Annotated in this window: 11 protein-coding genes and 5 tRNA genes; 7 read left to right on the top strand and 9 right to left on the bottom strand. The window is 61.4% G+C overall.

The genetic code is table 11. The features are described from left to right. Positions 1 to 130: 130 nt before the first annotated feature. Both LMH93_RS19850 and LMH93_RS19855 read left to right on the top strand, forming a co-directional pair. Positions 131 to 2638, top strand: coding sequence for a fimbria/pilus outer membrane usher protein (locus LMH93_RS19850; protein WP_003247109.1), 2508 nt, complete (start codon positions 131 to 133; stop codon positions 2636 to 2638). A 42-nt stretch (positions 2639 to 2680) separates the two neighbouring features. Continuing rightward, positions 2681 to 3745 carry a fimbrial protein gene (locus LMH93_RS19855; RefSeq protein ID WP_003247108.1) on the top strand — a complete coding sequence of 355 codons (1065 nt, stop codon included), beginning with the start codon at positions 2681 to 2683 and terminating at the stop codon, positions 3743 to 3745. 96 nt (positions 3746 to 3841) lie between these two features. Here the strand turns inward: LMH93_RS19855 and LMH93_RS19860 are convergent. From LMH93_RS19860 to LMH93_RS19880, 5 genes are all read right to left on the bottom strand, one after another. Further along, positions 3842 to 3917, bottom strand: a tRNA-Gly gene (locus LMH93_RS19860). Positions 3918 to 4002: 85 nt separating this feature from the next. Then, a tRNA-Gly gene (locus LMH93_RS19865) sits at positions 4003 to 4078 on the bottom strand. Positions 4079 to 4081: 3 nt separating this feature from the next. After that, positions 4082 to 4157: transfer RNA gene (locus LMH93_RS19870), tRNA-Glu, on the bottom strand. 92 nt (positions 4158 to 4249) lie between these two features. Further along, a tRNA-Gly gene (locus LMH93_RS19875) sits at positions 4250 to 4325 on the bottom strand. A 2-nt stretch (positions 4326 to 4327) separates the two neighbouring features. Next, positions 4328 to 4403 (bottom strand) — tRNA-Glu (locus tag LMH93_RS19880). Between the two features lie 333 nt (positions 4404 to 4736). Between LMH93_RS19880 and LMH93_RS19885 the strand changes: the two genes are divergently transcribed. Both LMH93_RS19885 and LMH93_RS19890 read left to right on the top strand, forming a co-directional pair. After that, complete coding sequence (locus tag LMH93_RS19885; RefSeq protein ID WP_003247107.1) at positions 4737 to 5504, top strand: hypothetical protein; 768 nt, start codon at positions 4737 to 4739, stop codon at positions 5502 to 5504. Between the two features lie 119 nt (positions 5505 to 5623). Next, positions 5624 to 7036, top strand: a complete 1413-nt coding sequence (locus LMH93_RS19890; protein ID WP_185280093.1) for a hypothetical protein — start codon at positions 5624 to 5626, stop codon at positions 7034 to 7036. Between the two features lie 368 nt (positions 7037 to 7404). Here LMH93_RS19890 and LMH93_RS19895 read toward each other — a convergent pair whose 3' ends face one another. Both LMH93_RS19895 and LMH93_RS19900 read right to left on the bottom strand, forming a co-directional pair. Next, entirely contained in the window at positions 7405 to 7887 is a 483-nt protein-coding gene (locus LMH93_RS19895) for a GAF domain-containing protein (RefSeq protein ID WP_060546573.1), read from the bottom strand. Beyond that, positions 7888 to 8775 carry an ATP-binding protein gene (locus LMH93_RS19900; RefSeq protein WP_003247104.1) on the bottom strand — a complete coding sequence of 296 codons (888 nt, stop codon included), beginning with the start codon at positions 8773 to 8775 and terminating at the stop codon, positions 7888 to 7890. A 200-nt stretch (positions 8776 to 8975) separates the two neighbouring features. On the opposite strand from LMH93_RS19900, the gene LMH93_RS19905 reads away from it, so the two are divergent. After that, positions 8976 to 11333 carry a hybrid sensor histidine kinase/response regulator gene (locus LMH93_RS19905; protein ID WP_230064488.1) on the top strand — a complete coding sequence of 786 codons (2358 nt, stop codon included), beginning with the start codon at positions 8976 to 8978 and terminating at the stop codon, positions 11331 to 11333. On the opposite strand, the gene LMH93_RS19910 is transcribed toward LMH93_RS19905, so the two are convergent. Both LMH93_RS19910 and msrB read right to left on the bottom strand, forming a co-directional pair. Beyond that, complete coding sequence (locus LMH93_RS19910) at positions 11323 to 11811, bottom strand: glutathione peroxidase (RefSeq protein ID WP_014859862.1); 489 nt, start codon at positions 11809 to 11811, stop codon at positions 11323 to 11325. The two genes, LMH93_RS19905 and LMH93_RS19910, sit on opposite strands and share 11 nt — an antisense overlap. A gap of 13 nt (positions 11812 to 11824) precedes the next feature. Further along, positions 11825 to 12220: a peptide-methionine (R)-S-oxide reductase MsrB gene (msrB, locus tag LMH93_RS19915; RefSeq protein ID WP_003247101.1), complete on the bottom strand. Its 396-nt coding sequence runs from the start codon at positions 12218 to 12220 to the stop codon at positions 11825 to 11827. Positions 12221 to 12387: 167 nt separating this feature from the next. On the opposite strand from msrB, the gene LMH93_RS19920 reads away from it, so the two are divergent. Together LMH93_RS19920 and htpX are read left to right on the top strand one after the other, a co-directional pair. Beyond that, complete coding sequence (locus LMH93_RS19920; RefSeq protein ID WP_003247100.1) at positions 12388 to 13599, top strand: pyridoxal phosphate-dependent aminotransferase; 1212 nt, start codon at positions 12388 to 12390, stop codon at positions 13597 to 13599. Between the two features lie 523 nt (positions 13600 to 14122). Beyond that, the gene (gene htpX / locus LMH93_RS19925; RefSeq protein ID WP_004575939.1) at positions 14123 to 15010 is read left to right on the top strand and encodes a protease HtpX; all 888 of its coding nucleotides are present in this window, start codon (positions 14123 to 14125) and stop codon (positions 15008 to 15010) included. Positions 15011 to 15067 lie beyond the last annotated feature (57 nt).

The raw sequence follows: 15067 nt of genomic DNA on the forward strand, positions 1-15067 counted from the left end.
TCCTCTCTCTACCCTCCTCACATCGCCTGACTCACCGCCCAAGGCCGCGAGTCTGGTCAACACAACACGCCTCCTGCCCTGAGCACACGGCAGCGACGCGGCCACCTTCGACACCATTCGAGACATCCCCATGCTACGCGCCAAACGGCGTCGGCAGCTGCCGTCGCGCCTTCGTTTCGCACGCTTGCTGGCCTTGGGTGGCAGCTGTCTGCTGCCGGCTGCCCAGGCCAACGAACCCGAACTGACATTCCACAGTGGTTTCCTGCGCCAGTCCCCTGGCCAGGCGCATGGCAGTGCCGAGTTGGCCCTGCAGGCCCTGGCGGCCCACCAGCCAATGGCAGCCGGGCGCTACACCGTGCAGGTGCGGGTGAACCTGGCCCACGCCGGTGACTATGCCCTCGACTTCCAGGAGCATGGCTCAGACCAAGGGCTGGTCCCCTGCCTGGGTCCAGAACTGATGGCCGAACTGGGCCTGCGCCTGGACCGCCTGGCGACCCCCATGGCGCCCAACCAGCAATGCCTTGACCTGGCCGCCCAATTGCCCGGTGCCCAGGTCGAGTTCGACAACAGCCAGTTGCAACTCGACATCGCCATCCCCCAAGCGGCGTTACGCCGCGATGCGGCAGGCAATGTGGCGCCAGAGCGCTGGAGCCAGGGCATCAACGCTGGCTTCGTCAACTACCAAGCCTCCGCCATGCACAGCAGCCAGAAGGGTGGCCCAACCCGCAGCCAGCAAGACCTGTATCTGAACAGCGGGCTCAACATTGGCGGCTGGCGCCTGCGCAGCAACCAGAGCCTGCGCGAGGATGAACACGGACAACGGCGCTGGACCCGCAGCAATACCTATGCCCAGACTGACCTCCCCGGCACCTGGGGCACACTGACCCTGGGCGAAACCTCCAGCAATGGCGAGGTGTTTCGCAGCCTGCCGTTCAAAGGCGTGCAACTGGCCTCGGACCTGGGCATGCTCCCTGACGTGTTACAAAGCTATGCCCCGGTAATCCGTGGCGTCGCTCAAACCCGCGCCAAGCTCGAAGTGCTGCACAATGGCTACCCGATCTACAGCACCTACGTCGCGGCTGGCCCCTATGAAATCGACGACCTGGGCATTGGCGGCGGCAGCGGCGAGCTGGAGATCGTGCTGACCGAAGCCGACGGGCAGGTACGTCGCTTTCTACAGCCTTACTCCAGCCTGGGCAGCTTGCTGCGCGAGGGCGTATGGCGCTACAGCGCAGCGTTCGGGCGCTACAACGCCCTCAACGGGCAGGACAAGCCGCAACTGTGGCAGGCCACCCTGGCACGCGGGTTGGGTTGGAAAACAACGCTGTACACCGGCGCTCAAGGTGGCGAGCATTACCGGGCCGGGCTGCTGGGCCTGGGCCGCGACTTCGGCCCCGTGGGTGCTGTGTCGTTCGACGTCACCCACGCCAGCAGTGACGTGGGTCAAGCCCTGGGCACCGTGACTGGGCAGAGCTTCGCCGCACGCTACGGCAAGACGTTCCAGACCCGCACCAACCTGCGCTTCGCCGGCTACCGCTATTCCACCGAAGGCTACCGTGACTTCGATGAAGCGATAGCCCAACGCAGTGCCGACAGCCATTACAGGGGTAACCGCCGCAGCCGGGTAGAAGCCTCGGTACAGCAGCCACTGGGTTCACGCAGCTCACTGAGCCTGAACCTGACCCAGGACGACTACTGGAACAGTAACCGGCAGCGCCGGCAGTACCAGCTTCAGCTCAATACACAGCATCATGACATCAGCTACAACCTGTTCGCCTCGCAGTCACTTGGCCGCAACAACTTCGACGATCGCATGGTTGGCCTTAGCGTCACGATTCCGTTGAACCTGGGCAACAGCAGCAGTGCCACCTTCGATGTGCAACAACGCGGCGGGCATCACAATGAACGCGCCAGCCTCAGCGGCAGCGACCTGGACTACCGTTTGGGCTACCAGGCAGCTGTCAGTCGGGATGACCAGGGCCGCAACAACCTGGAGCTCTCGGCGAATTACCGAAGTGCGCACGCCAGCTATGGCGCGGGGCTCAGCGAAAGTAGTGACCGCCGCACGCTCTCTGTCAACGCCAGCGGCGGCCTGCTGGCCCACGAGGGCGGCATCACCTTGACGCCCTATCTGGGAGAAACCAGTGCCTTGGTCCAAGTGCCGTCTATCGCGGGTGTAGGCGTGGAAAACGCCCCGGGCGCGCGCACCGATGCCAACGGATATGTCGTGGCACCGCATCTGCGCCCGTACCGGGTAAACCAGTTGAACCTGCTTACCGACCAACTTGGCCCAGAGGTCGAGGTAGAAAACGGCACCCAACCGGTCGTACCGCGCCGCGGCGCCATCGTCAAGGCCACCTTCCCCGCACGGCAAGTCACCCGCCTGATACTCACGTTGCAGGACAGCAGCGGGCAACCGTTGCCATTTGGTACGCAGGTCAGCGACGCGCAAGGCACTAGCCTGGCGATCGTCGGCCAGGGTGGCCAGGCACTGATCGCCACCGGCACAGATCCGCAAACCCTGAACGTGCGCTGGGGCAAGGCTGATGACCAAGCGTGTCGGCTACCTATCGCCCCGGCGCAGATGGAGCTTCGCCAAGGCTACCGCTCACAGACGCTCACCTGCCCACCCCTTTGAACACATCGCCCCAACACTGGCGCTTCACCTACGGATTTTCCCATGCCCGCAATCAGACACCTCTGCACGGCCTTTGCCATGCTCGCTTTCGCCGGTCAGGCGTATGCGGCACCCAGCTGCACCTGGGCTAGCACAGCCGGCCCGCTGAGTTACTACATAGACCTTGGCGCGCCCTGGGTAGCCCGGGACGCACCCATCGGCACCCTCATTGGCACGGTGCAAACGTTCGCCACACCCGAGGTGACCGGGCGCGAAATCCGCTGCGTCAATGACGGCACTGGCACATTAACTTTCCAGGCTTCGCCCACTGGCGCCCTGTACCCTGGGCCCCTGCCTCAGGTAGGCCCCTGGGACGTCAATGGCAAGGTGATGGAAACCGGGATAAAGGGGGTAGGCCTGTATATCCGCTTGGGCTTCCCTTTCAACGGAGCTGGTAGCAATACATTCACACCGACAGATGACGTAGCTATTCCCTATACGGGTGAGAACAACCGGGACTCAGGCGTAACCCCCCTGCAGATCAAAGAACTTTACAGCACCATGGCACTGATCAAGACCGGACCGATCCCTACCGGGCGGCAATTCTTCAGCGGCCAGATGGTCCGTAGCCAAATCAGCTTTCTTGGCGATGCACTGAACATTCATGTCAGCGGCGTAGTGCAGCAAGCACATTGCACCCTGTTGGCGAACCCGGTGAGCGCCGACCCGGTGCAGCTGGGAACCTATACCCTCGCAGATTTCACGGGGCCCGGCAGCTACACCGATGCGAAGGACTTCTACGTCACCCTCAGCGATTGCAGAGACGACCCAGCCGGCGGTATCGCCAGCGCCTATATTCGCCTGGAAGGGGCAAAAGGGTCGGTGCCCTTGGAGCCAGCACAGGGCGTGTTCAGCCTGGACAACAAGCCGGGTAGCGCAACGGGTATAGGCATCCAGCTACTGCGTAGTAACGATAGCCCGATGCCCCTTCAGCAGGATGAAGCGGTCACGCCACTGGTTGTCGACAAGACCGTGTTGCATTTCAAGGCGCGCTTCTTTCAGACAGCGCCAACGGTGACCGCAGGGCCGGCCAACGGGGCGCTGGACTTCACCATGACCTACCGATAAATGAGCCTGGCGTGGGCACGGGAAGTGCCCACCAGGACAAAAAATATTGGCCATAAAAAAAAGGCAGAGACTTTCGTCTCTGCCTTTTTTACTATATGGAGCGGGAAACGAGACTCGAACTCGCGACCCCGACCTTGGCAAGGTCGTGCTCTACCAACTGAGCTATTCCCGCAATTTGAAGCTTTACCACGTTCGGCGTGAAGCGCCTTTACAGCCTTCACCACCACTGCACCGCATAGACGCCACAGTATTTAAACTGGAGCGGGAAACGAGACTCGAACTCGCGACCCCGACCTTGGCAAGGTCGTGCTCTACCAACTGAGCTATTCCCGCATTTGGCGTCCCCTAGGGGACTCGAACCCCTGTTACCGCCGTGAAAGGGCGGTGTCCTAGGCCACTAGACGAAGGGGACACACAACACTTTTCAGTGCACCAGAACATGAACCTCACGATTCAGCCTGGATTTTCTTTTCCTGCCCCGCCGTTAAGCAGTGCCGGAGAAACTGGAGCGGGAAACGAGACTCGAACTCGCGACCCCGACCTTGGCAAGGTCGTGCTCTACCAACTGAGCTATTCCCGCATTGGCGTCCCCTAGGGGACTCGAACCCCTGTTACCGCCGTGAAAGGGCGGTGTCCTAGGCCACTAGACGAAGGGGACACGCTACAAGCATTACTGCTTGCTTTCACTCCCTGCTGCGTTTCGCTGTGTGCTTTACGCTGCAAGTGGCGCGCATTCTATGGATGGTTCGGGGAGGCGTCAACCCCTTTGTAGAAATTTATTTAAATCAATGACTTCCGGGCACACCCAGCGCTGTTTCGGCAGCCCCGGCGGGGTTTGGCGTTGATTTTCTGGCGTCAAGTCAGCATTAATGTGCCAGCATCCAGTCATGGCACAGTTTGCCGATAGAAAAAGAGAATGGCTGTCAGGGCCTCTCGCGAGCACGCTCGCTCCTACACTCAATCATGCAAACCTATTCATGAGGCATTAACGGTGACACCACTTCTGATCACCCTGCTCATCGTGGCGGGCATCGCGTTGCTGATCGTAATCGGCTACCTCAACAATGTGGTCGAAAATGGCAAGCTTGAGCGCGCCCGGACGAAGATCGAGCTCGCCGACCGCCTGCGCCGCTGCGGCGAGATCACCGAGACGTTCCCCGGCCAGTTCATGACCCCGCCCCTCAAATTGCTGCTGACCCGCCTGGAGCTGAACCTCAACCAGCGCCTGCTGGCGGTGGACAAGCGCAATACCGAATTCAAGGCGCGCATCGCCGAACTGGAAGGGCTGATTGCCCTGGGCGACAAGATCCCGGTCAACAACCCACCTAACCCGATCCACACCGAGATCAAGGCCAAGGACGTACGCTTCTTGCTGGAGGCGCTGCACAATCAGGTGACCCGCGCTGCCCATGAGGGCTTCTTGCCTGCCGTCGAGGCCAAGCATTGGGTCAAGGAAATCCGCCATATCCTGGTGCTGCTGCATATAGAGTTCTTCAACAACCTCGGCCAACAGGCCCTGCAAAAAGGCCAGCCCGGCCAGGCGCGCCTGGCCTTCGAGCGCGGCGTACAGTATTTGCGCAAGCAGCCGGAGCCGAAAGCGTATGAAGAGCAACTGACGTATCTTGAGAAACTGCTGGCTCGGGCCAATGCACAGGTGCTGGACCGCATGGCCCCGGCCGAGGACGAACACAACGAATTGACCGATGGGCTGAAGACCGATGAGGAGGAGACCTGGAAAAAGAAAGTCATCTATGACTGAGGCTTTGTCTGCAAGGGCGATGCCGGGTGGGCCGCTTGCCTCCTGTCAGTTCTGCCAGTTGTGAACGAACGCAAAGGGGGGCTACGGTGCATGGCAGCTAACCCAACCGCAGGTGCCCCATGGAAGCCCCTAAAACTGCCACCGCTTATGAAATGCATGGATGGCGAGCCCACCTTGTTTGCGACACAGTGGAATTGAACGAAGCGCTATCCAGGGTCCATGGCACTCATCCAGACGACCTCCCGGAAGACTGCGATACGCTGGAATTTGAGATCCCAACGTCATTGGGCTTTGCCTCGCACTTGGTCAGTTGCAGGCTGGGCCGACCACTGCTGAGTTTTTCGACCTCACCCGGAAAAGACACAATCTGTGTTCGCCGGCGATTTCTGAACTACCAACACATCACCCTACGCCGAAAGCCGGGAAGCACATCAGCCGCTATAGAGGCGATCACTGTTTCGTATGAAAGTAGCCATTTGAACTTGTTTCGTGAATTTGATGCTGGCGCATGCAAAGGACTGTACGAGCCAGGTAAAAGGGTGAGGCTTGAAATTGAGCAAGGACGATCGAGCTTCTCTATCGGCTACCCGTGGCGCGCGCAGCGGGAACGCAGTTACGACTTCGACGTGCGCTACCTGACGCTACCGCCCAGCGAGCAACATGTCACGCTGCATGACGTGGATGCGCTACCCGCCAGTGAATGGCTAATGCGTCCCTTGCGCTTCTACCCGCGGGCCTCGGAGAACTCAGCACACTCTATTTTCTATATCGCCTGGCGTGAAGACAACAATGGTATCTTCGCCCCACTCACGATGACCTCCGCGAGCGCTCCTGCTGTAAGCAAGCAACCCTACGCAACCAACACCTCGTACATGAATACCTATGTCGGCCTGGATACAGTCCCTGACGCAGGTTATAGGCTCAGCGACTTCTACAGCTTGAGCCTATTGATCCACCCACGCACTTTGCATGGCTGCACAGGGGCGAAAGAACTCGACAATGTTATGTGTGGCCTGTTCGAGAAAACCCCACCTTCCATAGTGGCCGTTGAGGCGGGCACGCCCCCGGCCTCTGGTGTGGCGCCGCTCGTCAAGATGGTGAGTGCAAGCGAGTTATATAATAAAGCCTCAAACCCAGGTGCAGAAGCCAGCAACCAGGAACCTGTATGGATAGATGTTGTACCCACAGGCAATCTCACCTTTCCTCTGTACAGTACTTATGTGGTGCTCAATAGAGCGCCAACACATGAGTTCAAGTTAAGCAAAAGCGGCGACAAGCTAAAACTGGTTATGACTCACCTCGACGCCAATGGGCTCGAGCGTGAAGTCGATCCGCTTGCCACTGAATGGAGCCTCTTGGCAGGCGGTGGGCAGATTGATGCCGACGGGGTCTTCACGCCAAGCTCATCGAACAAGTTCGCGGTGATACTCGCCATCGAACCCAACCCAGAGCACCATTTCTGGGCGGTGGTGATCGTGCCCGTTCCATTGATGTCGGTGGATGATTTCCTGAAGCTCACCAGAAGGAGTTGAACCGCTGCAAGCGGTATGACTCACCCACATCGGTTACAAATCAGTTCACGCACATAGGTAACAGTCTTTTACTGGCAAGGTCGGTTTTCGAGGATCTGACCAAGCCTTGGCGAGAGCTGAAACCTATGGACCTGAAAATGCTTTTCATCGCGGATTACCTGCAGGGGCCGCCCAGTTCAGGTCGTCCACCTGGTTATACAGAAATGGCGATGAAGTCACGCTCGTCGGCGAACAGCACCTGCACTTGCGCCGCCAGAAAGGGCCGGGGCTGCTGGCCAGTATTCCTGGTCATTCATCGTTGCCGCCGCCACCGTATTCGCGGGTAAACCCGCTCCTACAAGCGAAGAGGCCGGCACAGGCAACATCGATCAGCAGTCAGTCAACGCCAGAAAGATCGCCGCCAACCGCTCCAGCCCCGCCTGGTCCGCCTCGCTGAACCGCCCGACCGTCGGGCTGTCCAGGTCCAGCACGCCAATCAACCTGCCGTCCTTCACCAACGGGATCACCAGCTCGCTGTTGGAGGCACTGTCACAGGCAATGTGGCCAGGGAATGCATGTACATCCTCGACCCGCTGGGTCTGCCGCGTTGCCGCCGCGGCACCACACACACCTTTACTGAACGGAATGCGCACGCACGCCACCTGGCCCTGGAACGGGCCCAGCACCAGCTCTTCGTTGCGGTTGAGGTAGAACCCCGCCCAGTTCAGGTCGTCCACCTGGTTATACAGAAACGCGGAAAACTGCGCGGCGTTGGCGATGAAGTCACGCTCGTCGGCGAACAGCGCCTGCACTTGCGCCGCCAGCAGGTTGTAGCCGTCGAGGCCGGCGCCACTGGCATTGAGGTCGATCATTTACTTTTGCTCCAGCAATTGCAGCCCGACCCAGTAGCGGGCGAACTGATAGGCACAACGGCCATTACGGTTACCGCGGCCGGTGGCCCAGCGCACGGCGAGGATGTCGAGTGCTTCGGTGCGCTGCCACACAAGGCCCGCAGGTTGTGCCAACTGGCCAATCCAGTGCTCGACAACGTTCAGGAAGTGGTCCTGGGTAAACGGGTAGAACGACAGCCACAGGCCAAAACGGTCAGACAGGGCAATCTTGTCCTCCACCGCTTCGCTGGGGTGCAGTTCGCCGTCCACACGCTTCCAGTTCTCGTTGTCGCTCTCCTTCTCGGGCACCAGGTGGCGGCGGTTGGAGGTGGCGTACAGCAGCACGTTGTCCGGGGCCTGCTCCAGCGAGCCGTCGAGCACACTCTTGAGCACCCGGTAGTCGCCCTCCCCGGCTTCGAACGACAGGTCGTCGCAGAACAGGATGAAGCGTTGCGGCAACTTCTGCAGTTGCTCGACCACCCGCGGCAGGTCGGCCAGATGGTCACGTTCGATTTCGATCAGGCGCAGGCCGGCGCTGGCGTGCTCGGCCAGCAGGGCACGTACCAGCGACGACTTGCCGGTACCACGCGAGCCCCACAGCAACGCGTGGTTGGCCGGCAGGCCGTTGATGAACTGGTGGGTGTTGCGGCCCAGCTGGTCACGCTGTTTGTCGACGCCGATCAGGTCGGTCAGGCGGATATCCAGGCTGACGTCCAGCGGCAGCAGGTAGCCGCTGCGGCCATCACGCTGCCAGCGCGCGGCCAGTGTGGTGCCCCAGTCGATGTGCGGGCGTTGTGCCGGCAACAGGGGTTCAAGGCGCGCCAGTACCGATTCGGCGCGGTCCAGAAAAGCGATCAAGCGAGCGTCCATGACGACTCCTAACAATTTCAGTTTTTTGGGGGCCGCTGCGCGCCCCTTCGCGGGCTTGCCCGCTCCCACAGGGCTTGCAGCCTGGGGCTAAGCTGTACCTGTGGGAGCGGGCAAGCCCGCGAAGGGGCGCCAAGCGACCCCCGCTTGGCGATCAACTGAAATGAACAGACAGACCCACCAGCAGCCGGGGCTATTCGGCTATGCTTGCGCAGCGCAAGGAACGGGAAACCGGCTCGGGACTCATGGATATCAAGTTCACCAATCGCCTGTCATACAAGCAAGCCCGGTTGACAGTCCTGGTCGGCTTCATCCTGGGAACATTGCTCAGTCTCATCCAGATCGGCATCGATTATGCCAGCGAAGACGCGTCCATCAACCGTGAAGTGAACGCGTTGCTGCAAATCAGCCACAACCCGGCCTCACGCATCGCCTACAACATCGACTCGGAACTGGCGCTGGAGCTGACCCGCGGCCTGCTGCAGTCGCCAGCCGTCATCCGCGCACGGCTGATCGACAACAACGAAACGGTACTGGCCGATGTCGAGCGGCCAAAACTGCAGGACCGCTACCGGCCACTCAGCGACTTCCTGTTCGGCGAGCAACGCCAGTTCAAGGAGCGCCTGTACCTGACCCACATGCCAGAGCAATACCTGGGCACCCTGTACCTGGACATCGACACCTTCGCCTTCGGCAGCCGCTTTCTCGACCGTGCCGGCATCACCCTGCTCAATGGGTTCGCCCGCAGCCTGGTGCTCACCGGCCTCCTGTTGGCGCTGTTCTACATGATGCTGACCAAGCCGCTGGTGACGGTGATTGGCGCACTCAGCGGCAGCGACCCGCGCAAACCCCGGCAAACGCGCCTGGAATGCCCACACGGACACGAGCATGACGAAATCGGCGTGCTGGTGAAGGTCGCCAACCAGCAGTTCATCAGCATGGCCACCGAGATCGAACAGCGGCGCACTGCGGAAAACCGTCTGACCCAGTACCTGAACGAGCTGGAAGACATCGTGTCGGCGCGCACCAACGAGCTCAAGGCCAGCAACAGCAGCCTGAGCCTGTCCAATCAGGAGCTGGAACAAGCCCGCAGCCGAGCGCTGGACATGGCCCAGGCACGCGCCGCCTTCCTGGCCAACATGAGCCATGAAATCCGCACCCCGCTCAACGGCATGCTGGGCATGATCGCCCTGGCGCTGGACAACCCGCTGCCCAGCGAGCAACGCCAGCAACTGGCTATCGCCCATGACTCGGGCAAGGTGCTGGTAGAGCTGCTGAACGATATTCTCGACTTGTCCAAGTTCGATGCCGGCCAGCTGGAACTGGAACGCATTGCGTTCGACATGGGCTCGATGGTGGAAGACACCGCCAACCTGCTGTCGCAGAACACCGCGCAAAGCGTGGAACTGACCTGCCTGATCGCCAGCGACTTCCCCAGCAGCGTGCTCGGCGACCCCACGCGTGTGCGGCAGATCGTCAGCAACCTGCTGTCCAACGCGCTGAAGTTCACCCGCTTCGGCCGTGTTGATGTGCGCTTGATGGCCATTGTCGGTGGTGTACGTCTTGAGGTACGGGATACCGGCATCGGCATCCCCGAAGACGCCCAGGCGCGCATCTTCCAGCCCTTCACCCAGGCCGGTGCCGGCATCACCCGCCAGTACGGTGGCACCGGCCTGGGCCTGGCGCTGACGCGCAACCTGTGCAAGGCCATGCAGGGCCACCTGCACATTCGCTCCGAGCCGGGCTTTGGCAGCTGTTTCACCGCCGAATTGCCGCTGACCGTGCACACCGAAGCCATCCCGCCAGCGCCCTTGCATGGCCGCGTGGCCGCACTGAGCGCAGCCGGCAGCGGGCTCAATGAACTGTTGCAGCACTTGCTGCCTGCCTGGGGCCTGACCTACCAGCGCCATGACAGTTGCGCCACGCTGGATGCCGCAGTGATCGACCTGTTGATCACCGACGACGTCGAGCACCTGTTCGAACTGCGCCCGGCATTGAAAACCCCGATTCTGCTGGTGACTGCCTACGGCAACTTCCTGCCCAACGAGCAGTCCTTGGCTTTGGCCCCGCTGCACCAGCTGGCCCGACCATTGGCACGCAACGCCCTGTACCAGACCCTGCGCCGCACCTTGCAAGGCCATGAGCCCGAACACCCGCTGGCCATCCCGGCCATTACCCAGGAGCAAGGCCGTGCGAGGATCCTGCTGGTAGAGGACAACCCGGTGAACCAGCTGGTGGCCAAGGGCATGCTGGCCAAGCTCGGCTGCCAGGTGCAACTGGCCACCCAGGGCGCGGAGGCCCTTGAGCTGCTGGCGCGTGAGGAATTCGACCTGGTGCTGATGGACTGCAACATGCCGGTGATGGACGGCTACGAGGCCAGCCGGCGTATCCGCCAAAGCGGCCGCTGGCCCGAGTTGCCGATCGTCGCCCTCACCGCCAACGCCATGCCCGAAGAGCGCGAACGCTGCCGGGCGGCGGGCATGAACGACTACCTGGCCAAGCCATTCCGTCGCGAAGAGCTACTGGCCCTGGTTGAACATTGGGTGCCCTTCAGCGGCTGAGCAAACGCTCGATGTCCGCCTGCAGGGCCTGTGGCTTGGTGGAGGGGGCATAGCGCGTGACCTGGCCACTGGCCGGGTCGACCAGAAACTTGGTGAAGTTCCACTTGATCTTCTGGCTACCCAAAATACCCGGGGCGCGTTGCTTGAGTTCGACGAACAGAGGGTGAGCGCCTGGGCCGTTGACCTCGACCTTGCGAAACAGCGGAAAACTCACGCCGAAATTACGCTCGCAGAACTGCGCAATGTCCCGCGCATCGCCAGGTTCCTGCTTGCCGAACTGGTTGCACGGAAAGCCCAGTACCACCAGACCACGGTCGCGGTAGGCCTGCCACAGTTGCTCCAGGCCCTTGTACTGCGGGGTAAAACCGCACTGGCTGGCGGTATTGACCACCAACAGCACCTTGCCCGGGAAGTCGCCCAGCGTCTTGTGCTCGCCGCCCAGGGTCACGCAGGGGATGTTCAGCATCGTTGCAGCCATGATCGGGCTCCGGTCAGTCGCGCGGACGAAGGTCGATGCACACCGAGTTGATGCAGTAGCGCAGGCCGGTCGGTGGCGGGCCGTCAGGGAACACATGCCCCAGGTGCGCGTCGCAACGGGCACAGGTGACCTCGGTGCGGATCATGCCGTGGGAGGTGTCGCGAATCTCGATCATCGCGCTGTCCTCGATCGGCGCGTAGAAACTTGGCCAGCCGCAGCCGGCGTCGAACTTGGTCTGCGCATCGAACAGCGCCAAGCCGCAGCAAATGCAATGGTAGATGCCATCGCGGCGCTCGCTGTTGTACTTGCCGCTGAATGGCCGTTCGGTGCCCTTGAGGCGGCAGACCTGGTACTGCTCGGGGTCGAGCATCGACCGCCATTCGTCCAGGGTTTTTTCGATCTTTTTCATGTAGAAACCTCGGCAGGCTGAATTTCACCCCGCACCGTCTTTTCCGGGGCGCGGGTGGCACGTATATTAGTTGGCTTCGTGTGCCAGGCGTTCAGTCTGGCACCCGCTTCCTGCCCTTTCAAACCTTTCGGCGGGGCGTAGCGCGTTTTCTCAATCGGGATCCCATCATGCAGTTCAGCAAATCGAACAAGCTCGCCAATGTCTGCTACGACATTCGCGGCCCAGTGCTCAAGCACGCCAAACGCCTGGAGGAGGAAGGCCACCGCATCCTCAAGCTGAACATCGGCAACCCGGCGCCGTTTGGCTTCGAGGCGCCTGATGAAATCCTTCAGGATGTGATCCGCAACCTGCCCACCGCACAGGGCTACAGCGACTCCAAAGGCCTGTTCAGCGCACGCAAGGCGGTGATGCAGTACTGCCAGCAGAAAGAAATCGAAGGCGTCACCATCGAGGACATCTACCTGGGTAATGGTGTGTCCGAGCTGATCGTCATGTCGATGCAGGCGCTGCTCAACAACGGCGACGAAGTGCTGATCCCGGCCCCCGACTACCCGCTGTGGACTGCCGCCGTGAGCCTGGCCGGCGGCAAGCCGGTGCACTACCTGTGCGACGAGCAGGCCGACTGGTTCCCTGACCTTGAGGACATCAAGGCCAAGATCACCCCGAACACCAAGGCGCTGGTGATCATCAACCCGAACAACCCGACCGGCGCCGTCTACTCCAAAGAGCTGCTGCTGGGCATGCTGGAGCTGGCCCGCCAGCACAACCTGGTGGTGTTCTCCGACGAGATCTACGACAAGATCCTGTACGACGAAGCCGTGCACATCAGCACCGCCTCGCTGGCCCCGGACCTGCTGTGCCTGACCTTCAACGGCTTGTCCAAGTCGTACCGGGTGGCGGGCTTCCGCTCTGGCTGGCTGATCATCTCCGGGCCCAAGCACCACGCACACAGCTACATCGAAGGCATCGACATGCTGGCCAACATGCGCCTGTGCGCCAACGTGCCGGCCCAGCATGCCATCCAGACCGCGCTGGGCGGCTACCAGAGCATCAACGACCTGGTGCTGCCACCGGGGCGCCTGCTGGAGCAGCGCAACCGCACCTACGAACTGCTCAACGACATCCCTGGCGTCAGCTGCGTGAAGCCGATGGGCGCGCTGTATGCGTTCCCGCGGATCGACCCGAAGGTTTGCCCGATCCTCAACGACGAGAAGTTCGCCCTTGACCTGTTGCTGTCGGAGAAGCTGCTGATCGTACAAGGAACGGCGTTCAACTGGCCGTGGCCGGACCACTTCCGCGTGGTGACCTTGCCGCGGGTGGATGACCTGGAAGCAGCCATTGGCCGGATCGGCAATTTCCTGAAGGGTTATTCGCAGTAGGGTTCGACGGGGGGGCGCCGGGGGGGAGGGGGCGCCGGGGGCCACGAGAGGTTCGACGCGGGGGTGGTGGTGGGGCGCAGATCGAGCGCCGCCCGCGCGGCGCTTCGCGGGTAAACCCGCTCCTACGTTTGTTTCGGGCCAGTCCATCCTGTACCAGGCGCGCGATCGCCTTGTTTGTACGACGCGATATCGCGCCATGCGCCAGGGCGTTCGCGCGCAAATCCCACAGGCATAATTGGCCCGAAACAAACGTAGGAGCGGGTTTACCCGCGAAGCGCCGCGCGGGCGGCGCTCGATCTCACAGGCGCCACACCCCTTGCGGCAAACACCCAGCGGCCTTGACGCAACCCCAAGCCGAATGTTTCTTACATCCTGCAACGCTCTATCCCACAGCCCCCACGCCATCCTCTGCCATACTCCGCCGTACACAGTTTGAAATAGTCCCCCGATTGAATCGGCGCGGCAGGCCCCTTATATACCCCGCAGTAAGCGACAACTCATCCGTCAGGAGAACGTAACAACCATGATGCGCATTCTGTTGTTTGTAGCCACCAACCTCGCGGTGGTGCTGGTTGCAAGCATTACCCTGAGCCTGTTCGGTTTCAACGGGTTCATGGCCGCCAACGGGGTCGACCTGAACCTCAGTAGCCTGCTGGTGTTCTGCGCCGTGTTCGGCTTTGCCGGCTCCCTCGTCTCGCTGTTCATCTCCAAGTGGATGGCGAAGATGACCACCGGCACCCAGATCATCAGCCAGCCGCGCACCCGCCACGAGCAGTGGCTGCTGCAAACGGTCGAAGAGCTGTCCCGCGAAGCGGGCATCAAAATGCCTGAAGTGGGTATCTTCCCGGCTTACGAGGCCAACGCCTTCGCCACCGGCTGGAACCGCAACGACGCGCTGGTCGCGGTGTCCCAGGGCCTGCTGGAGCGCTTCTCGCCCGATGAAGTGCGTGCGGTACTGGCCCACGAAATCGGCCACGTTGCCAACGGCGACATGGTCACCCTGGCGCTGGTGCAGGGCGTGGTGAACACCTTCGTGATGTTCTTTGCCCGCATCATCGGCAACTTTGTCGACAAGGTGATCTTCAAGAACGAAGAGGGCCAAGGCATTGCCTACTATGTAGCAACCATCGTTGCCGAGCTGATCCTTGGCATCCTGGCCAGCATGATCGTGATGTGGTTCTCGCGCCGCCGCGAATTCCGCGCAGACGAAGCCGGTGCGCAACTGGCCGGTACTGCGGCAATGATCGGCGCCCTGCAGCGCCTGCGCGTGGAACAAGGCCTGCCAGTGCACATGCCTGACACCATGAAGGCTTTCGGCATCAATGGCGGCCTCAAGCACGGCCTGGCAGGGTTGCTGATGAGCCACCCGCCGCTGGAAGAACGCATTGAGGCCCTGCGCCGCCGCGGCTGATCCACCTGAGAAAACAAAGGGCGACTCCGGTCGCCCTTTTTTATTCCCGGCCTTACG

Origin of the sequence: Pseudomonas sp. CIP-10 (genome assembly GCF_020911845.1) — a bacterium.
In the GTDB taxonomy this organism is placed as follows: Bacteria; Pseudomonadota; Gammaproteobacteria; order Pseudomonadales; family Pseudomonadaceae; genus Aquipseudomonas; species Aquipseudomonas alloputida.